18 protein-coding genes are annotated in these 19,481 nt (G+C 70.8%); 11 read left to right on the top strand and 7 right to left on the bottom strand.

All coding sequences use genetic code 11. The features are described 5' to 3' along the window. Positions 1-82: 82 nt before the first annotated feature. From ACFY6S_RS17255 to ACFY6S_RS17230, 6 genes are all read left to right on the top strand, one after another. A complete protein-coding gene (locus tag ACFY6S_RS17255) occupies positions 83-928 on the top strand; it encodes a tryptophan 2,3-dioxygenase family protein (RefSeq protein WP_388817268.1) in 846 nt (281 codons plus the stop codon). Between the two features lie 238 nt (positions 929-1,166). Further along, a complete protein-coding gene (kynU, locus tag ACFY6S_RS17250) occupies positions 1,167-2,375 on the top strand; it encodes a kynureninase (protein ID WP_388818066.1) in 1,209 nt (402 codons plus the stop codon). A 206-nt stretch (positions 2,376-2,581) separates the two neighbouring features. After that, entirely contained in the window at positions 2,582-3,469 is an 888-nt protein-coding gene (locus tag ACFY6S_RS17245; protein ID WP_388817264.1) for an alpha/beta hydrolase, read from the top strand. Between the two features lie 372 nt (positions 3,470-3,841). Beyond that, positions 3,842-5,092: a sensor histidine kinase gene (locus ACFY6S_RS17240; protein WP_388818063.1), complete on the top strand. Its 1,251-nt coding sequence runs from the start codon at positions 3,842-3,844 to the stop codon at positions 5,090-5,092. After that, on the top strand, positions 5,089-5,748 hold the full coding sequence (locus tag ACFY6S_RS17235; protein ID WP_388817260.1) for a response regulator: 660 nt from the start codon (positions 5,089-5,091) through the stop codon (positions 5,746-5,748). Before ACFY6S_RS17240 ends, ACFY6S_RS17235 begins: the two co-directional genes overlap by 4 nt. Before the next feature lie 177 nt (positions 5,749-5,925). Then, positions 5,926-6,519, top strand: coding sequence for a Uma2 family endonuclease (locus ACFY6S_RS17230; RefSeq protein ID WP_388817257.1), 594 nt, complete (start codon positions 5,926-5,928; stop codon positions 6,517-6,519). 352 nt (positions 6,520-6,871) lie between these two features. Here the strand turns inward: ACFY6S_RS17230 and ACFY6S_RS17225 are convergent, their stop codons facing one another. Together ACFY6S_RS17225 and ACFY6S_RS17220 are read right to left on the bottom strand one after the other, a co-directional pair. Beyond that, on the bottom strand, positions 6,872-7,864 hold the full coding sequence (locus ACFY6S_RS17225; protein WP_388817253.1) for an AraC family transcriptional regulator: 993 nt from the start codon (positions 7,862-7,864) through the stop codon (positions 6,872-6,874). 211 nt (positions 7,865-8,075) lie between these two features. Further along, positions 8,076-8,984 carry a diacylglycerol kinase gene (locus tag ACFY6S_RS17220; protein WP_388817250.1) on the bottom strand — a complete coding sequence of 303 codons (909 nt, stop codon included), beginning with the start codon at positions 8,982-8,984 and terminating at the stop codon, positions 8,076-8,078. Between the two features lie 165 nt (positions 8,985-9,149). Between ACFY6S_RS17220 and ACFY6S_RS17215 the strand changes: the two genes are divergently transcribed. Continuing rightward, positions 9,150-10,433, top strand: a complete 1,284-nt coding sequence (locus ACFY6S_RS17215; protein WP_388817248.1) for an adenylosuccinate synthase — start codon at positions 9,150-9,152, stop codon at positions 10,431-10,433. 246 nt (positions 10,434-10,679) lie between these two features. On the opposite strand, the gene ACFY6S_RS17210 is transcribed toward ACFY6S_RS17215, so the two are convergent. Then, the gene (locus ACFY6S_RS17210) at positions 10,680-11,006 is read right to left on the bottom strand and encodes an SCO4225 family membrane protein (protein ID WP_388817245.1); all 327 of its coding nucleotides are present in this window, start codon (positions 11,004-11,006) and stop codon (positions 10,680-10,682) included. Between the two features lie 387 nt (positions 11,007-11,393). Further along, positions 11,394-11,873, bottom strand: coding sequence for an ATP-binding protein (locus ACFY6S_RS17205; protein ID WP_388817242.1), 480 nt, complete (start codon positions 11,871-11,873; stop codon positions 11,394-11,396). Between the two features lie 246 nt (positions 11,874-12,119). On the opposite strand from ACFY6S_RS17205, the gene ACFY6S_RS17200 reads away from it, so the two are divergent. Both ACFY6S_RS17200 and ACFY6S_RS17195 read left to right on the top strand, forming a co-directional pair. After that, complete coding sequence (locus ACFY6S_RS17200; RefSeq protein WP_388817239.1) at positions 12,120-12,971, top strand: Scr1 family TA system antitoxin-like transcriptional regulator; 852 nt, start codon at positions 12,120-12,122, stop codon at positions 12,969-12,971. 13 nt (positions 12,972-12,984) lie between these two features. After that, positions 12,985-13,179 carry a DUF397 domain-containing protein gene (locus ACFY6S_RS17195; RefSeq protein ID WP_388818059.1) on the top strand — a complete coding sequence of 65 codons (195 nt, stop codon included), beginning with the start codon at positions 12,985-12,987 and terminating at the stop codon, positions 13,177-13,179. Positions 13,180-13,329: 150 nt separating this feature from the next. Here ACFY6S_RS17195 and ACFY6S_RS17190 read toward each other — a convergent pair whose 3' ends face one another. Next, positions 13,330-13,533, bottom strand: coding sequence for a hypothetical protein (locus ACFY6S_RS17190; protein ID WP_388817236.1), 204 nt, complete (start codon positions 13,531-13,533; stop codon positions 13,330-13,332). Positions 13,534-14,856: 1,323 nt separating this feature from the next. Here ACFY6S_RS17190 and ACFY6S_RS17185 point away from each other — a divergent pair. Next, positions 14,857-15,822 (top strand): phosphatidylinositol-specific phospholipase C, encoded by a 966-nt coding sequence (locus ACFY6S_RS17185; protein ID WP_388817234.1) that lies wholly within the window; start codon positions 14,857-14,859, stop codon positions 15,820-15,822. Positions 15,823-15,931: 109 nt separating this feature from the next. Then, positions 15,932-17,176 carry a DUF2993 domain-containing protein gene (locus ACFY6S_RS17180; RefSeq protein ID WP_388817231.1) on the top strand — a complete coding sequence of 415 codons (1,245 nt, stop codon included), beginning with the start codon at positions 15,932-15,934 and terminating at the stop codon, positions 17,174-17,176. A gap of 123 nt (positions 17,177-17,299) precedes the next feature. Here ACFY6S_RS17180 and ACFY6S_RS17175 read toward each other — a convergent pair whose 3' ends face one another. Beyond that, positions 17,300-18,706, bottom strand: coding sequence for a sensor histidine kinase (locus ACFY6S_RS17175; protein ID WP_388817228.1), 1,407 nt, complete (start codon positions 18,704-18,706; stop codon positions 17,300-17,302). Continuing rightward, positions 18,703-19,476, bottom strand: a complete 774-nt coding sequence (locus ACFY6S_RS17170; protein WP_388817225.1) for a response regulator transcription factor — start codon at positions 19,474-19,476, stop codon at positions 18,703-18,705. The genes ACFY6S_RS17175 and ACFY6S_RS17170 overlap by 4 nt, the downstream gene beginning before the upstream one ends. Positions 19,477-19,481 lie beyond the last annotated feature (5 nt).

Below are 19,481 nucleotides of genomic sequence, written 5' to 3'. Positions count from 1 at the left end.
TGATGCGATGAGGGGACCGGGGCTCCGTAACCACACGGAAAGGGGCGGACCGCTACCCGGCAGCAATATCGAGGAGACAGAGATGTCGCACGCCCCCGATGTTCCCGGAGCCGGTTCGGATGCCCCGAACCTCGACTTCGCCGGGACCACCCCGTACGAGGACTACGTCCAGGCCGACGTCCTCACTCATTTGCAGCAGCTGCGCTCCGACGACCCCGGCGAGATGGTCTTCCTCGTCACCACCCAGGTCATGGAGCTGTGGTTCACGGTCATCGTCCACGAGTGGGAGACCGCGTCCCGCGCGCTGCGCGAGGACCGGATTCCCGGGGCGATGGACGCCCTCAAGCGCTCCGCCGGCGAGCTGGAGGCGCTCAACGCCTCCTGGAAGCCGCTCGGCCGGCTGACCCCCGGGCAGTTCAACGCGTACCGAGGCGCCCTCGGCGAGGGCTCCGGCTTCCAGTCGGCGATGTACCGGCGGATGGAGTTCCTGCTCGGTGACAAGTCCGCGTCGATGCTCGTACCGCACCGGGGCGCGCCCCGCGTCCACGCCGAGCTGGAGAAGGCACTCCACGAGCCGAGCCTGTACGACGAGACGCTGCGGCTGCTCGCCCGGCGCGGGCTGCCGGTGCCGCGCGCGGTCCTCGACCGCGACCTGGGGCAGCGGTACGAGCCGTCGCCCGAGGTCGAGGAGGTCTGGGCCGGGATCTACGCCGAGCCCGACCGGTACGCCGAACTGGTCCGCCTGGGCGAGGCGTTGACGGACGTCGGTGAGCTGGTGTGGCGCTGGCGCAACGACCACTTGGTGGCGACCAGGCGCGCGATGGGCTCCAAGACGGGCACGGGCGGTTCCGCCGGGGTCGCGTGGCTGGAGAAGCGCGCGACGAAGAACGTGTTCCCCGAGCTGTGGACGGCGCGCAGCCATGTCTGAGCGGGCGGGGAACGGGACAGGGGGGAATGGCACAGAGAGGAACGGGACAGAGGGGAACGGGAGCGCTGAGACCCGGACCGCTGAGCCCCGGACCGCTGAGCCCCGGACCTCGGGGAACGGGACCGAGATCGAGACCGAGGGGATCAAGGCCGTGGCGACGGAGAACACGGAAACCGGGAACACGGAGACCGAGAACACGGAGACCGAGAACGTGGCGACCGGGACGGCCGACCGCTCGATGACCGAGCGCGCCGCCGCCCTCGACGCCGCCGACCAACTGGCCCCGCTGCGCGATCTGTTCGTCCTCGACGAGGCGACCACCTACCTGGACGGCAACTCGTTGGGCGCCCTGCCCCGCCATGTGCCCGACCGCGTACGTGATGTGATCGACCGTCAGTGGGGCGAGCTGCGCATCCGCTCCTGGACCGAGAGCGGCTGGTGGACCGCGCCCGAGCGGATCGGCGACCGGATCGCGCCCATCGTCGGCGCGGGGCCGGGCCGGATCGTGGTGGGCGACTCCACCAGCGTCAACATCTTCAAGGCCGTGGTGGGCGCCGCACGGCTGCTCGACCCGGCGGAGCCGACCCGCGACGAGATCCTCGTGGACGCCACGACCTTTCCCACCGACGGGTACATCGCCGCCTCGGCGGCCAGGATGACCGGGATGCCGGTCGTCCCCGTGGACCCGGAGCTGCTGGTCGGATCGCTCGGGCCGCGCACCGCCGTGGTGCTCCTCAACCATGTCGACTTCCGTACGGGACGCCTCCACGACCTGCCCGCGATCACCGCGGCCGTGCACGAGGCGGGCGCGCTCGTCGTCTGGGACCTGTGCCACAGCGCGGGCGCCCTGCCGGTGGGGCTGGACGCGCACGGCGTGGACCTCGCGGTGGGATGTACGTACAAGTACCTGAACGGCGGGCCGGGTTCGCCCGCCTTCCTCTACGTCGCCGAGCGCCACCAGCAGCGCTTCGACTCCCCGCTGCCGGGCTGGAACTCACACGCCGACCCGTTCGCGATGGACGGGGAGTACGCGGCGGCGGACGGCGCGGTACGCGGCCGGGTCGGCACCCCCGACATCCTCTCCATGCTGGCGCTGGAGGCGTCCCTCGACGTCTGGGAGGGGGTACGGCTCGACGCGGTACGGGAGAAGAGCCTCGCCCTCACCGATTTCTTCCTGGAGTGCGTCGAGGTGTACGCGCCGAAGGGGCGTGTCGAGTCGCTGACGCCCGCCGCGCACGCCGAGCGCGGCAGCCAGGTCGCGCTGCGGTGCGCGGAGGCGCCGGCCGTGATGGAGGCGCTCATCGCGCGCGGAATCGTCGGGGACCTGCGCAGGCCGGATGTGCTGCGCTTCGGGTTCACCCCGCTGTACACGGGGTTCGCCGACGCGGAACGCGCGGCGCGGGTGCTCGGAGAGGTACTGACGGAGGTGCCCGCGGGGCACGTGTGACGCGGGTGGTGCGAGGTACGGGAGGCGGGGGAGGTACGGGAGGGACCGAACGCGGGCGGCTCGGAGCGGGGGAGCAGGGCCTCCCCCGCTCCGGTGCGCGGGCCGGGGAGCCGCCCGGCTCACGGCGGGTGAGCGACCCCCGCCAGGGCTGATAGCGTCCCGCTGATCAGGTCAATTCGGCCCCCGCACCGAAAGGTTGGAGCAAGATGCCGGAGCCCGCCGCGCACGACGCCGTTGCTCGTGACGCCGCTGAGACCGAAGCGGTCTTCGCCCATCCGGTCGTCCGGCCCGACGCGACCGCCGCGTACGGCGAACACCCTGATCAGGTCATCGACTTCTACGCCCCCCGGGGCAATCAGGAGCGCGTACCGCTCGTGGTCGTCCTGCACGGCGGCGCCTGGCGCGCCCCGTACGACCGCGCGCACCTCACGCCGTTCGCCGACTTCCTGGCGCGGCGCGGTTTCGCCGTCGCCAACGTCGAGTACCGGCGGGGGCCCGCGATCCCGCAGCAGGGCGGCGACGGGGATCCGGTGGCGGGGCGCTGGCCCGAGACGTTCGACGATGTCGCAGCCGCGATGGACGCGCTCCCCGGGCTGGCCGCGGACGCGCTGCCGCAGGCCGATCCCCGGCGGACCGTGGTGACCGGCCACTCCGCCGGCGGCCATCTCGCCCTCTGGGCGGCGGCCCGCCATGTGCTGCCGCTGGGCTCGCCCTGGCGCCTGGACCGGGCGCCGGAGCTGCGCGGAGTCGTCGCGCTCGCGCCGATCGCTGATCTGGCGCGCGCGGTCGAGCTGGGGGTGTGCGGCGGGGCCATCCTTGAGCTGCTGGGGGGCCAGGACGAGTTCAAGCCGCGCCGGGAGAGCACGGACCCGGCCGTGCTGCTGCCGACGGGGATCGCGACGGCCGTGGTCCAGGGCCGTACGGACCTCACCGTGCCGTACGAGGTCGCCGAGGCGTTCGTGGACGCGGCGGGCCGGGCCGGCGAGATGGTGGGGCTGACGCTGCTGGAGGAGGTCGGCCACTTCCCGCTGATCGACCCGGCGGCGGACGCCTGTGCGGTGGTGGCGGAGGAGATCGCACAGCTGGCTTGGTGAGCGGTGAGCGGTGACCGGTGAGCGGTGACCGGCGATGAGCGGCGATGACCGAGTGCTGAGTGCGGGCGCAGGCAGCCGCGTGCGGGCGGCGGCGGGCGGCCCTCGCCGTCCGTACCCGTCCCGCCCCGGTCGAGCCGCCCGTACCCGGCCCGTCCGCACCCGTCCCGTGCCCCGGTCGAGCCGCCCGTACCCGGCCCCTCCGCACTCGGCCCGCCCGCCCTCTCCGCGCCTGTCGTACCTGGTGGACCGCGTAGTACCTGGGACGGACCGGGAACAATCCGCTTCCGTGCTGACGACCGCGCTTCCGCCGCCCCATACCTTGGAAGCGTGACCGATACCGAAACCGGGCAGTCCCGGAACAGTGAGTTCCGCATGGCCACGGGCGCGCTCAGCGGCCTGCGCCACGAACTCTTCCACGACGCCTTCGCCTACCGCCCGCTCCGCCCCATGCGTACGGACGGTCGCTTCACCCGTCGGCTGCCCGGACCGATACGCCAGTTCGCGGTCTGGACGCCGCACGCGCTGATCGTCGGGGTGGCGCTGATCATGTTCGCCTACGCCGTCGAGGATCGCGGTCTGCTCAACCTCCTGCCGGTGTTCCCGCTGCTCCTGACGCTGATCAGGCCCGTCGGCGCCTGGTGGCTGGCGCTGGCGGTCTCGCTGGTCACCAATGTCTTCAGCTTTCACGACTGGCCCTGGACCCCCACCTCCTTCGTCGGCTACTTCGCCGTGATCACGGTGGTGGCCATCAGGACCGGCCCGCGCACCGCCGCCTGGATGTGGGGGGTGACGGCCGGGTACGCGATGTTCTCCGAGGCGTTCCTGAACCGCAGCTACAGTTACGGCGGTTCCACCACCCTCCCGATGCTCTTCTGCTCCGCGCTCGTCCTGCTGACCGTGAGCATCCTGCACGTCCGTCGCGAGGCGGACCAGGAGGTCGCCGCGCAGCAGAGCGTCACCGCCGTCGAACGCGGCCGGCGCACGCTGCTGGAGGAGCGCACCACCATCGCCCGCGAGCTGCACGACGTGGTCGCCCACCACATGTCGGTCGTCGCGATCCAGGCCGAGGCCGCCCCGTACCGGGTGGAGAATCCGCCGCCCGAGCTGGAGCAGGCGTTCGTCACGATCCGCGAGAACGCCGTGGCCGCGCTGACCGAGCTGCGCCGCATCCTCGGGGTCGTACGGGCGGACGACTACGAGGCACCCGACGCCCCGCAGCCGACCCTCGCCGACATTGACGGGCTGCTCGACAACGTCCGCGACGCCGGACTGACCGTACGGAAGACGGTCACCGGCGCGGTGCGCGAGCTGCCGCAGGGCGTCGAGCTGTCGGCGTACCGCATCGTCCAGGAGGCGCTGAGCAACGCGATGCGGCACGCGCCGGGATCGACCGCGAGCGTCGAAATCGGCTACGTACTGAGCGGTCTGGGCCTGCGCATCGTCAACACGGCGCCGAGCCGCCTGGTCAAGCCGTCGCCGGGCGCGGGGCACGGCGTCACGGGGATGCGGGAGCGTGTCACGATGCTGAACGGTGAGATGACCGCCGCTCCGACCGAGGACGGCGGCTACGAGGTCGCGGCCTTCATTCCGGTGGCCGTGGTGAGGGACGGGGACGCGTCATGACCATCCGGGTGCTGATCGTGGACGATCAGGTGATGGTCCGCGAGGGCTTCTCGGTGCTGCTGAACGCGATGCCGGACATCGAGGTCGTGGGCGAGGCGGTGAACGGCCGCGAGGCCGTGGGCCAGGTCGCGGCGCTCCACCCCGACGTGGTGTTGATGGACATCCGGATGCCGGAGCTGAACGGCATCGACGCGACCCGGGAGATCGTCGCGGCGAACGCCGACGCGAAGGTGCTGGTCCTGACCACCTTCGACCTGGACGAGTACGTCTACCAGGCGCTGCGTGCCGGCGCCTCCGGCTTCCTGCTGAAGGACGCCTCGGCGCGGCAACTGGCGGACGGGGTACGGGTGGTGGCCTCCGGTGAGGCGTTGCTCGCCCCGACCGTCACCCGCCGCCTCATCACCGAGTTCTCCAAGATCGCGGATGCTCCGCGACCGCCCGCGATGGCCCGGATCGGCGATCTCACGGAGCGCGAGACGGAGGTCCTGGTGCTGATCGCGCAGGGCCTGTCGAACGCGGAGATCGCCGAGCACCTGGTCGTCGCGGAGTCCACGATCAAGACGCATGTGAGCCGCATCCTGGTGAAGCTGGGGCTGCGCGACCGTACGCAGGCGGCGGTCTTCGCGTACGAGGCGCGGCTGGTGACGCCGGCGTGAGCGACGAGGGCCGCCGGGGCCGCCGGGGCCGCCGGGGGATCGCGGGACCACCGTCGACCACCGGGGCCGCCGGGGCGCCGGTCATGTGATCACTCACTCGGATGATCGGATCGCGGAGGACCGTTTCGGCTGATCACGGCTGGGTCATGCTGGTGTCCGCCTGGCAGGAGGTGCACCGTGACAGTCATGACAGAGCGCGCCGGTCAGATGCCCGTCGAGGAGTTCGAGAGGATCGGCCGGCTCGTCGAGCGGGAGTCCGACGCCGTCAGGTTGGAGTTCACCAACGGACGGATCGGATTCAAGGGTATGACGGACGGCGATCACGCCGAGATCATCCGGTGGCTCCAGAAGCGCTGTAAGCAGGCCCGGCCGGACCTGTGGCTGTACGCGGGCGGCGAGATCGGGATTCTGGTCGAGGAGTACCGCAACGGCCGGGCCAAACCGGGTGCCCTTCTGGCGCCGGACAAGGCTTTCGCCGGAGCGGGCGACTGGGCGGATCCGGCGCCTGTGCTGATGACCGTCGAGGTCACCTCGTACGACTGGGACACCGACCGGCGGGACCGCGAGGAGAAGCCGGCCGGCTATGCGGCGGCGGGGATTCCGGTCTTTCCGCTGATCGACCGTGGCCACGGCACGGTCACGGCGCACAGCGAGCCGACGCCCGGTGGCTACGGTTTTCGGCAAGTGGCCGACTTCGGCATGAAGCTCATGGTGCCGGGGCCGGTCTCCGTCGAACTCGACACCGAGGAATTGAAGAACTACATCCGCTGAGCCCCGGGGCCCGTGGGTGCTCCGGGTCCACGGTGACGCGCCGACCCGGCGTGGTGGACCGGGTGGATCGGCGCGGCGCGCGGTGTGCGGCGCGCGGTTCGCGGTGCGCGGTATGCGGTTCGCGGTGTGCGGTGTGCGGGGGAAAGCCCGAACGGCCCGTCCATGGAGCGACGGGCCGTTCGGGAAGCCGTTCGCCGTACCCCCGTACCGGCGATTGACTGGTGAGCGCAGAGGACGTGGGACCACGTGATCAGGACCGCCGCCTGTTCCGCCGCGATCACCCTCTGTCTCACGAGCCACTTTAATTACCCAGGGCCCCGCTGTCGTTGACGCTGCGTGCACTACGTGTTGATCAGGCGTCCACAGTTGCGGCCGACGAGGCGGCGGCGTCGTGGGACAGGTGACGGTAGTCCCGGGGCGGGAGTCCGTACGCGGCGCGGAAGGCGCGGCAGAAGACGGCGTAGTGCGTGAAGCCCCACCGGGCGGCGATATGGCTGATGGGCAGCGAGAGCTGTGAGGGGTCGGCCAGGTCCCGGCGGATGCGTTCGAGCCGCAGCTGTCTGATCCAGGCCGAGACGGTGGTCTCCTCACCGCGGAACATCCCGTGCAGATAGCTGTTCGAGATGTGGTGCGAAGCGGCCACCGCGCTCGCGGTGAGGCTCGGGTCGCCCAGGTTCTCGCGGATGAACGCCTTGACGGACAGGGCGAGGGACCGCCGGCGCGCCGCCGGCGACAGCTCCTCCTCGGCCTCCAGGCTGTGCGCCAGCGTCGCGTTCAGCAGATCCGTGAGGATGCCGCCCAGCCGGACCGCGTCCGCCGGCCGGGGGGCCGGGCTCTCGGCGACACGGGTGAGGAAATCCGCGAGATACGCCCCGACGCCCTCCCGCCCCGAGAACTGGTGCGCCAGCAGCCGGGAGATCGTGTCGGCGGGCAGATCGACCAGCTCTTTGGGTATCTCAAGGCCGATGCCCCGGGTGGAATTACCGGAATTGCGGCATTCGAAGGACTGATTGGTGTCGACGATGTACATCTGGCGCCGGTAGTGAACGGTGCGGTGGTCCCGCTGCGCGACATCCACCCGGCCGCTCAGCGGAAGCGTCAAATGGTAGTAATCCGGGTCGGTGCTCCGGATCATCTGGGGCTTTCTGACCCACTTCAGCGAGGCCAGCGAGGTCGGCCACACCACCAGGGAGCCGAGCTGGACTATGCGCATCTCCGCCTGGAAATCCGCGGCGGCCGGGCTGCTCAATTCCATGGGGCACACCGTGGTGACCATCAGGTCGCGCCAGTAGTCGAAGCGCTCCCGGGAGGGGATGTCGTCCGTGCGGAACACTGTCTCCGTCATCGCTCTCCACGCCCAGAATCGCTCGGCTTCCACTCTTCGCTCAACGGCGCCGTGCGTGAGGTTATCCGCGTACCGGCCCGGCTCGTACCGGCCCGGCTCGTACCGGCCCGGCTCGTACCGGCCCGGCGAGTACCGGCCTCAGCCGGTACTCCGCAGACCTCAGCCGCCCGCACGGGCGTACTGGCACTCGGGACCGCCGCGGTGTCCGGGGCTACCCGAGCCGCCCCGTCCCCGTGCCCGACGGCAGCGTCAGCCCCCACGCCCCCGGCCGCAGCGTCCAGGTCCTGGTCCGCACGGGACCGGTGACCCGGGCGTCCGCCCGGTAGCGGAAGTCCGCGCCCGACACCGTCACGGACAGCGCGCTCGCCGTCACCGGCTCCGCCGAGGCGCATCTGCGGATCACGACCTCGGCGCGTCCGGCGCACGAGCGCACCGTCACCCCCTCGACCGGCTCGTCCAGATCGCTCAGCAGCACCCCGTCCGCCTCCACCCGCAGCCGGTGCCGGTGCGCGGCGACGGCCTGCGGGACGGGCCGTACCAACGTACGGACCAGGGAGCGGCAGGTGTGCCACATCTGCGCCGCCGCGGGCACGACGCCGGCACCGACGCCGCTCTCCGTATCCCCGCCGTCCGCACGGTCCGCACGGTCCGCACCCCCGGGCCCGTGCGCGGGCAGGGCCGGGATACGGAGGTCGCCCAGCACCACGCCGTCGCTGTCGTCCACCAGCAGATCCAGCCGGCGCACCGCGCCGTCCAGCACCGCCCGCGCCGCGGCCACCGCACCCGTCGGCACGCCCAGTGAGCACGCCAGATCCACCGACGCCCCGATCGGCACCAGCGAGAGCGCCCCCGCGGACAGCTCGCGCTCCCGGTGGAGCAGGGCGACCATCCGCAGCAGCGCCCGGTCGTCGCCGACCAGCACCGGCCGTCTGTTTCCGCGCCGGGCCAGCGCCCGCGCCAGCTCCTCCGGGCCCTCGGGGAAACAGAGTTTCACCGAAGCCCCACCGCTGAGCACGTCTCTCGCGATCCGCACGGATTCGCCGTCGGTCCGGCCTGCGACCGGGTCGATGACCACCAGAAGCTGCTGCGCGCCGTTCTCGGCGGGCTCTGGAGCCGACACCTCGGTCCTTCCTCGGGTAGCATCTTTGTGCAAGAGCCCCTTGCGCTATTGCGCCAGGGGCTTCGTCTATTCCGGGGCATCCGGTCCGACGGTCAGAGTTGTCTCGTACGACGTTTGTGCGCCCCCTGACCTTGGACATGCCCCGCCCGGAAGGGGTGTACGCCTGTGCCCGCACTTGTGCTGCTCGGTGCTCAGTGGGGTGACGAAGGCAAGGGAAAGGCCACCGACCTGCTCGGTGGGTCCGTGGACTATGTCGTGCGCTATCAGGGCGGCAACAACGCCGGCCACACGGTCGTCGTGGGCGACCAGAAGTACGCACTGCATCTTCTCCCTTCCGGAATCCTCTCCCCGGGGTGTACCCCGGTGATCGGTAATGGAGTGGTGGTCGACCCGGCCGTCCTGCTCTCCGAGCTGAGCGGGCTCAACGAGCGCGGTGTCGACACGTCCAAGCTGCTGATCAGCGGAAACGCCCATTTGATCACGCCGTACAACGTCACGGTCGACAAGGTCACCGAGCGCTTCCTCGGCAAGCGGAAGATCGGCACGACCGGCCGCGGCATCGGCCCGACCTACGCCGACAAGATCAACCGCACCGGCATCCGCGTCCAGGACCTCTACGACGAGTCGATCCTGGAGCAGAAGGTCGAAGCGGCGCTGGAGTCGAAGAACCAGCTCCTCGCCAAGGTCTTCAACCGGCGCGCCATAGAGGCCGACAAGATCGTCGAGGAGCTGCTGAGCTTCGCGGACCAGCTCAAGCCGTACGTCAGCGACACGACGCTGGTCCTGAACAACGCGATCGACGAAGGCAAGGTCGTCCTCTTCGAGGGCGGCCAGGGCACGCTGCTCGACGTGGATCACGGCACATACCCCTTCGTCACCTCGTCCAACCCGACGGCCGGCGGAGCCTGCACGGGCGCGGGCGTCGGTCCGACGAAGATCAGCCGGGTCATCGGCATCCTCAAGGCTTATACGACGCGCGTCGGCGCCGGTCCGTTCCCGACCGAGCTGCTCGACGACGACGGCGAGGCGCTGCGCCGCATCGGCGGCGAGCGCGGTGTCACGACGGGCCGCGACCGCCGCTGCGGGTGGTTCGACGCGGTGATCGCGCGGTACGCGACGCGGGTCAACGGCCTGACGGACTTCTTCCTCACCAAGCTGGACGTCCTCACCGGCTGGGAGCAGATCCCGGTGTGCGTGGCGTACGAGATCGACGGCAAGCGCGTCGAGGAACTCCCGTACAGCCAGACCGACTTCCACCACGCGAAGCCGATCTACGAGTACCTGCCGGGCTGGTCGGAGGACATCACGAAGGCGAAGACCTTCTCCGACCTGCCGAAGAACGCGCAGGCGTACGTGAAGGCGCTGGAGGCGATGTCGGGCGCGCCGATCTCGGCGATCGGCGTCGGACCGGGCCGTACGGAGACGATCGAGATCAACTCGTTCCTGTAGCCGAGGCAGCCGAGGCAGCCGAGGACACCCGGCCGCGTGCGGACGGGTGTCCTCGTTGTACGGACCGCACGCACGCGGTACGCACCGCACGCGCAGCGCCCCGGAGGCTGTTTCCTGCCTCCGGGGCGCTGTACGTTCCGGGCTGCTCGGGCGGGTACGCCGTGGCGGCGGAGATGCCGTAGGCGCTGCCCGTGACCGGCCGCTTCCACCGTGCCTCGACGCCTTTGGCGCCTCGGCCTCGGCGCATCAGGCGGCGCTGGAGTGGGTGCGGTGCGGGGGCCGCTTGGTGAACCAGCGATAGAGGGCGCCGAGGGCGAACGCCTGGACGAAAGCGCCCACGGCGATGCCGATGAAGGGCAGCGGGCCGGGGAGGGCGACGAAGAGGAACGAGGTCGGGCCGGTGACGAAGAAGGCCCACACCCCGGCGAGGCTGGCGTCCTGGTGCGCGACGAAGAGCGTGTCCACCGTGACCCAGGCGCACACGGCGGCCACGATCGCCAGATAACCGAGGGCCACGGGGTTCACCAGGTGGTGGCGGAGGGTCTGGGGCAGGGAACGCGCTGAGTCGGCCATGTCTGGTCTCCTGGATACGGTGGTTGTTCGGTCTCTGTCGACCTCCACACTGCCTCTGCCGAACGTCGGGCACCTGAGTAGTCATACTCACGTTCGCATCAGCGGACATGCGCATCCGCGCACGGAGTCGCGCCGGCGCCGGTCGGGCCGGCCCGGCAGGTCGGGCCGAGGGCGCTCAGGTTTCCGACCGGCCCGCAGTGCGGTGCGGTGTGCCCGGTGCGCGTGGTCCCCCGTCCGTGCCGGAGCCTGAGCGGGGCTTCTTGTCGGTCTGCGTGGGGGTGCGCTTGACGGTTGGTATCGACGCGCAGAGCACCCCCACCGCCACGACGGCGACACCGGCCGCCGTCACGACGAAATCCCACGGACCGGGAGAGGTCGCGGACTCCATCACCCCGGCGACTCCAGGGTGAACCAGATGGCTTTCCGGCCGGTGGGGTGGGAGGCGTAGATGGTCGCTCCCCACGCGTGCGCGAGGTTCGCCACGAGGGCGATACCCCGTCCGTCCTCGAACTCGGCCTGGTTCGTCCCGCCTTGCGCGTCGCTTTTCGCGCGGGCGGCGGCCGTGGGGATGGGCAGAAGCCAGGGCTTGTCGTCGGTCACCGCCACGGTCACCTGACGGACACCGACCATCACGGCCACGCGGATCAGCGGCGTCCGGGTGTGGCGGTGGGCGTTGGTGACGACTTCGGACACGCAGATCCGCGCGTCGTCCACGAGCGCGTTGTGTTCGCTGATGGTCAGCAGTGAGCTGACGAAACTACGTGCGATTTTGGGGGCAGTTGGCGTGTTCGGCAGTGCCAGCCGGTACGTCTCCCCGCCCCGAGAGGGCGGGGGAGCGGCGGATGCGGTGGCGGTCACGGTGGTCATGTCGTACTCCCAACGCTGCTGTCTGAGCTGGTGCGTTGTCCGCCCGCCGTGGCAATGGCCATGCCTGTGGCCCTGGTTCAGGGCGCGCGGGAGTGGCTGCACTTCGGTCTCGTCGGCGAACGACGCGGTGCTGGGATGACCGTAGCGCCTCCATCTAAAATGTTGTACCCGTGTCTATAAGATATGTGAGAAGTAGATCCCTTCGGGGGATACAGGCCACACTGGGATCCGATAGAGGGGAAGTCGATGCCACCGAGGAAGCCGCCAACTGCCCGGCAGAGCAGGCTGGGTGCCGAGCTGCGCAAGATGCGTGAGCACGCCGGACTGACGCCCGCCGAAGCCGCAGCTCTGCTCCGCACCGATCGCACCACCATCAGCAACACCGAATCAGGACGGTTCGGAGTGAGTGGTTCGCGAGTGCGCACATGGGCCGGACACTATGAATGTCCGGACGCGGCCTATGTCGACGCGCTCGCCGGTATGGCGGAGGAGCGCGTCAAGGGCTGGTGGGAGGAGTATCGAGGTGAGCTTTCCGGCGGGGCGCTCGATCTGGCCGAGTTGGAATATCACGCCGTCGGAATTCGGTCGGTGCAGATCATGTATATGCCCGGCTTGCTTCAGAACGAGGACTACGCCCGTGCCGTGTTCGCGGAGGCTGTGCCGCCGCCGAGTCCGACACGGCTGCGGCGCTGGCTCTCCCACCGGCTGAAGCGGCGCGATGTGCTCGATCGAGAGAACGCGCCGATCTGTACCTTTCTCGTCCATGAGGCTGCGCTGAGGATGACGTACGGCGGCTCCAGGGTGGCCCGAAGCCAGCTTGAGCACCTTCTCAAGGAGTCGGAGCGGGACAACGTCATCGTCCGTACGATCCCGTTCGCGGCCGGCGGTTTCCCGGAGCCGGGCGGTTCGACACAATACGTGACTGGTCCTGTCCCGCAGCTCGACACCGTGCAGCTGGACACCACGACCGGCCCTGCATTTCTGGATGCCGAAACGCGGCTCGTGAACTATCGAGCAGTGCTGGATCGGATCGAGAGGCTGTCGCTCGATCCGGAGGCTTCGCGAGACTTCATTCGGCAAGTCGCAAAACAAGTATGAAGGCGTGAGGATAATGGAAATTCGGTGGCGTAAGTCCTCTAAGTCAACGGCTGAGGGCAACAATAACTGTCTCGAACTCGCCGAGCACAACGGCGAGATCCTGATGCGTGAGAGCGACAACCCCGATGTCGTCATCCGCACCACCCGCGCCAAGCTTCGCGCCTTCCTCGGTGGCGCGAGGGAGGGTGAGTTCGACGACCTGGCGTAAGTTCGCCATGTTCTGGTAGCGGGCGGTCTCCCCTTGGCGCAGAGGGGAGGCCGCTCGTTGCGTTGCGGGCTCAGATGGACGGAAAGCCCTGCCGGCGGCCCGGCAGGGCTTACCTATGGGAGCTGTTCGAGCGGACACGTCTGCCCTCGGCTATTCGGAGCCGCCGCCTCCGCTCTGGTCGCCGCCGCTGGGCTCACGCGGCGCCTCGGGCGGCTTGGGGCCTCCGTCGTGCTTTCCGCCATCGGCCGCCTCGGCTGTGTGATCCGGAACGTCGGGCAGCCGGAACGGCACGCCGCGCCACCCCTTCAGGGCGGGCTCCGGTGTCTCACGCGTATCGACGGTCTGAACGCTCATGCGTCCTCCTCCTTGTTGAGCGCACGGGTGTGCGCTTTTGCCTGGTGGATGCCGTTGGACCGGCGCGTTCGCTGCCCGGTCCAACGGTTGAGGGACGCTAGCCCGGTGAAACGTCGTAGCACTAGCTAAAGAAACTGGTATCACTCGTTAGAGGTCAAACACTTGATACGGGATCGTCGCAAACGCTAGCTTCGTCAGTGTCGCCGCTTCGGGCTGATTCCTCGGCATGACCATGCCTGAAGCTGCGCAACTTCCCTCAGTACTGCGCCTGTTGGGGGGAGTGTCCCGACAGGGCTCGCCCCCGTGCCCGACGCTCGTCACGCCGGCGGAGGGTGATCGGGGGCGACCCTGTTCTCTTCTTTCTCTCTGTCCGAGGGGATGGCATGACGTTCAGTGCGCTGGAGACGACACCTCAACTTGCCGCCGATCGAGCGGATCCGCCGAAGTGTGACGGTTCCGTGATCCCCGCCGATGGCTACTGGCGGCTGGTACCTGCTTCCGTGCCCCGAAAATTCGCCGAGCCGACAGTGGAGTTGCTGAGCCGGGTGGCGCAGGGGCTTAGGGGGTGGGCGGCGTGAAGGGGAGCTACGCACGACAGCGGCTGTCCTTGCTGATCGCTACGTTTGGGATGAATGGCTCGCTCCTCGTGCCCCGGGAGATCTCGCCGATGCCTGCGCCCGTACCCCCTGAGCAGGCTCCCGGATCCGGGCCCGGGCCCGGCCCGGCGCCGGGCAGCCGTGCCCCCGGCTTCGCGCCCCCCTCCGCCTCCCGGTCCGCCGTCGGCCGGCTGAGTGCGCGGGTCGCCGAGCGCGACAGGCGCAGCAGTCGGGGCGGGGTGTGAGCAGTGTGGCCGCTCGGACGGGTGGCCGCCCCGATCGTGCACCGCGTGCACCGAATACGGACTCCTGTGCCCGAGGCTGCCAAGTGTGGCGGACATCGGGTTCGTCCTCCTCGTTGCGCAGTCCGTCGGGGTCCTCGACGGGGCTGACGCCGTGCCGCTCGTAGTGGCGTTGGGCGGGCCCGTCGGTCTGGAGCGTTCACAGGCCGAAGCCGGTGCGCCGCCGGCGTCGGTCGGGCCGGCCCCGCGTCCCGTACCTGCGCCGGCGCCGGCTGTCGTGCGGGCGTCGGGATCGTCGCCGGGGCGGCCGGCCGAGCCGTCGTCGCCGGAGGCGCCGTCCCGGTCGACGCCGTGAGCCGCGCCGTGGGCCGTCCGCGGGTCTCTCCGCTCCAACTCGGCCCGGACGGAAGGGCTGTTCCTGTGTGATGTGTACCGGTCATACTCCGAGGGATCACTCGACAGCACGGCTTACGGAGGTCCCCCACATGGCCACGTACCACCGCACCACCCCCACGTACGCGCCGACCGCCACCCCCACGTACGCGTCAACTCCGGCTTCCGGAGGCGGACTTGCCCGGCGCGGCTTCCTCGCCGGCGCGCTCGCCGCTTCCGCGACCGCTCTCGTGGGCGTCGGGGCCGGCGCCGCCGCCGCGGCGGACGGGGCGCGGGTGTTCGCCACGCAGGACTGGATGGGCGGCTTCGCCGACTCCACGCCCGTACAGCGGCTGACCATCCCCGGTACGCACAACTCCGGCGCGCGCTCCGGTGGGCTCTACGTGGCCTGCCAGACGACCACCATCGCCGAGCAGCTCGACAGCGGTGTGCGGTTCCTGGACGTGCGGTGCCGGGCGTTCGAGAACGCGTTCACGATTCATCATGCCGCCTACTACCAGAACCTCAACTTCGACGACGTTCTCGGCGCCTGCCGGGGCTTTCTCCAGGCCCACCCCTCCGAGACCGTGCTGATGCGCGTCAAGCAGGAGTACTCGACCGAGAGCGACGGCGAGTTCCGGCGGATCTTCGACACGTACCTCGACGGGAAGGGCTGGCGCTCCCTCTTCCGGCTCGACGGCAATCTGCCCACGCTCGGCGAGGCGCGCGGCCGGGTCGTGCTGCTCGCGGACAACGCCGGTCTGCCGGGGGTGCGGTACGGGGACGGCGGTCTCTTCGACATCCAGGACGACTACCAGGCGGAGCCCGGGGCCAAGTACCCGAAGATCGAAGCGCAGTTCCGCAAGGCGGCGCGGGAGCCCGGCAAGATGTTCATCAACTACGTGAGCACGGCGGCGCTGCTGCCGCCGCGCTGGAACTCGGACCGGCTCAACCCCCAGGTCCACACCCTGCTGGACGGGTCGGAGGGGAGCGGGTGGCGCGGGCTGGGGATCGTCCCGCTGGACTTCCCCGCGACCCGGGCCGGGCTGGTCGAGTCGCTGATCCGGCACAACGGCTGAACCGGAGGCCGCCGTAACCGCGTGTGACGCGTCGCGTTCGTGGTGGGATACGCCGGTACCTCCCCCTCGAACTTGCATACGTGCTGGGCATGCGTGTTGGGATGAGTCGATGCGACCCCCCACACGCATGCCCGACCACGCCTCCCCGTCCCCGTCCCAGTCGCCGTCCCCGTCCCCGTCCCAGCCCCCGTCGCCGTTCCAGTCCCAGCCCGCGTCCCCACCCGACCACCGGGCCGGACGCCGGGGAGTCCTCAGCCGCCGCGACCGCCGCGACCGCCGCGACCGCCGCGACCGCCGCGACCGCCGCGACCGCCGGGCCCGGCGGCGCTTCGGGTCGCTGCCCGCCGCCCTCAAGGCGACCGTCGCGATCCTCGTCTGCGCGGCCTTCCTGCTGCTCGCGGACCGCACCGCCGTGCTGTACGCGCAGGACAGGGCCGAGTCGCAGCTTCAGCGTTCACTCAACCTCGTGGCCCGCCCGGCGGTCGACATCCACGGTTTCCCGTTCCTCACGCAGGTCCTGACCAAGCGGCTCGACCGCGTCGATGTCGCCGTCCCGCACGTCGCCGCCGACCGGGTCTCGCTCGCCGAGGTACGGGCGGACGCCGAGGACATCCGTGTCGAGGGCGACCTGCCCGCCTCCGTCACCGGCGCGGTCATCGGGAAGCTGGACGGGAGGGTACTGCTCGCCTTCGACGACCTCGGGCGCGAACTGGGCGCTTCCCAGGTGAAGTTCACCGAGAACGGCGCCGGGTCCGTACGGATCGAAGGATCGCTCCCGCTCGTCGGCACCGACCTGCGGTTGCGCGCGCTGGCGCATATCCGGCAGGACGGCGACCGGGCCGTCTCCACCGTCGTGGACGGCATACGGCTGGACGTCCCCGGCATCGCCACCTACCGCCCCGGCAAGGACCGCGCGCACTCGGGACTGCGGCTGGCGCCCGAGGCCGCCGCCCGGATCGCCGAGGAGAAGGACCGCGTCCGCGAACTGCTCGAAGTGCCCGCCGTCGTGCGCCGGCTCGGCGTGCCGCAGCCGGCGGTACGGGAAGCGCTGCGCAACGAGGACGCGCTGGCGCGCCTCACCGGCACCCCGCGTTTCGCGCAGCGGCTGATGGGGCTCAACCTGATCGACGTGGTGGCGGACCACCCCGAGCTGCTCCGTGAGGCCGGGCTCGAACCCGGTCTCGTCGAGGCGCTGCTCGACCTGCGGCCCCCGGAGCTGTCCGACAGCCTCTCGCTCTCCTTCACGCTCCCCAAGACCCCCGGTGACCTGCGGCTGCGCCACATCACCGTGCAGCGGGACGGTATCCACGCGCGGTTGGCCGGCTCGGAGCTGCGCGTGGGGAAACCGAAGTAGCCGGTCGTCGCCGGTCGTCGCCGGTCGTCGCCGGTCGTGTCCGCGAGCCGCGGGCCGGTAGGCGCAGGCCGGTCCGCGGCTATCGGCTCGCGGCTACCGGCCCGCGGCCGGCGCGCGGCGCGGTCAGTACGTCTCCGGGGGCGGCGTCGGCGCTCCCGGGATGCGGATGACCGCGACCGTGCCGCCGCCCGCCGCCCGGCGCAGGGCGATCTCGCCGCCCGTCTGCTGGACCGTACGGGCCACGATGGACAGCCCGAGCCCGGAGCCGGGCAGCGCGCGGGCCGAGGAGGAACGCCAGAACCGCTCGAACACGTGGGGCAGCTCCTCGGCCGGGATGCCCGGGCCGTGGTCCCGTACGGTCAGCTCGCCGCCGACGCCGATCGCGACCTCGATCGCGCCGCCGGGCGGGCTGAACTTCACCGCGTTGTCCAGGACATTGACCAACGCCCGCTCCAGCGACGCCGGTTCGGCCCGTACGTACCAGGGGTTGAGGTCGGCCTCGATCGTCAGATCGGGGCCGCGCAGCCGGGCCCGCTCCAGCGCGTTCGTCATGGTGGTGTGCAGCCCGACGATCTGGAGCGGGCCGGGGTCGGCGGCGTCCGGGCGGGACAGCTCCTGGAGATCCCCGATGAGCGAGGCGAGTTCGGTCATCTGCGCCTTGACGGACGCCATGAGCGCCTTGCGGTCCTCGGGCGGGATCGCGCGGCCCGTCTCCTCGCTGCGGGCGAGCAGCTCGATGTTGGTGCGGAGCGAGGTGAGCGGCGTGCGCAGCTCGTGCCCGGCGTCGGCGATCAGCTGCGACTGCCGGTCGCGGGAGGAGGCGAGCGCGGCGGTCATCGAGTTGAAGGACCGGGAGAGCCGGGCCACCTCGTCCTCGCCCTCGACGGGAATCCGCACGGTGAGGTCCTCGGTACGGGCCACGTGCTCGACCGCCCGGGTCAGCCCGTCGACCGGCCGCAGCCCGGCGCGGGCGATCCAGAGCCCGGCCGCGCCCGCCCCGAGGATGCCGACGCCGGTGACGGCCGCGAGCAGCAGCGCGAGCTGGTTGAGCGACGAGTCGATCTCGGCGAGGGGCCGCGACACCGAGACGGCGGCCCGGACGCCGGGCCGGTCGGAGAGGCGCACGGTGAAGACGCGGACCTTGGCGCCGCTCTCGGTGGTGCTGTTGTGCAGCGAGCTGTGCTCGGAGCCGCGCGCGACCCCGACATCCTCCGGCTGCACCTTGACCGGCTCGGAGTACGAGGTGACGCAGCGGGTCCCGTCGGACAGGATCACCTGGGTGTAGGCGAATGTGGCCCGGTTGTCGCTGTTCTCGGGGGCGTCGCAGTTGGCGAGGGCGTCACGTACGGCGTCCGGCGACGCCGACGAGTTCTGGAGGGACGTGTCCAGCTCGCTCTCCAACTGGTTGCGCGTCAGCAGCCAGCAGCTGACGGCCGCCACCGCGACCGCGACCGCGACGGCGGAGGCGACCAGCAGGGCGAGCCGGGAGCGCAGCGGGAGCGTGCGGAGCCGGTGCGCGAGCGAGGTCACGCGGGGCCGCCGAATCCGCCGGTGCCCGCCGGGGACGGCCCGGGACCGCTCGCGGCGTCCGCGCGCAGCGCGTACCCGACGCCCCGCACCGTGTGCACCAGACGTGGTTCGCCGCCGCTCTCCGTCTTGCGGCGCAGGTACATCACGTACACGTCCAGGGAGTTGCTGCTCGGTTCGAAGTCGAAGCCCCACACGGCCTTCAGGATCTGCTCCCTGGTCAGCACCTGCCGGGGGTGCGCCATGAACATCTCCAGCAGGGTGAACTCCGTACGGGTCAGCTCCACCCGCCGGTTGCCGCGCACGACCTCGCGCGTCGTCAGGTCCATCCGCAGATCGGCGAAGACCAGGACGTCGTCCGCCTGGACCTCCCCGGCCTCCGTCGCGTACGAGCTGCGCCGCAGCAGCGCGCGGATCCGGGCGAACAGCTCGTCCAGCTCGAAGGGTTTGACGAGGTAGTCGTCGGCGCCCGCGTCCAGCCCCGTGACCCGGTCTCCGACCGTGTCGCGGGCCGTGAGCATCAGGATCGGCACCTTGGAGCCGCCCGCTCGCAGCCGGCGGGCCGCCGTCAGCCCGTCCATCCGGGGCATCTGGATGTCCAGGACGATCAGGTCGGGCCCGTAGGCGGCGGCCTTGGTGAGGGCGTCGAGACCGTCGACGGCGACCTCGGTCCCGTAACCGTCGAAGGCGAGGCTGCGCTGAAGCGCCTCTCGTACGGCGGGCTCGTCGTCGACGATCAGGATTCTCTGGGGATCGCCTTCGGCGGGACTCATCTCGC

The organism is Streptomyces sp. NPDC012835 (assembly GCF_042900885.1).
Classification (GTDB): Bacteria; Actinomycetota; Actinomycetes; order Streptomycetales; family Streptomycetaceae; genus Streptomyces.
This window is presented reverse-complemented; position numbering and strand designations above follow the sequence as displayed.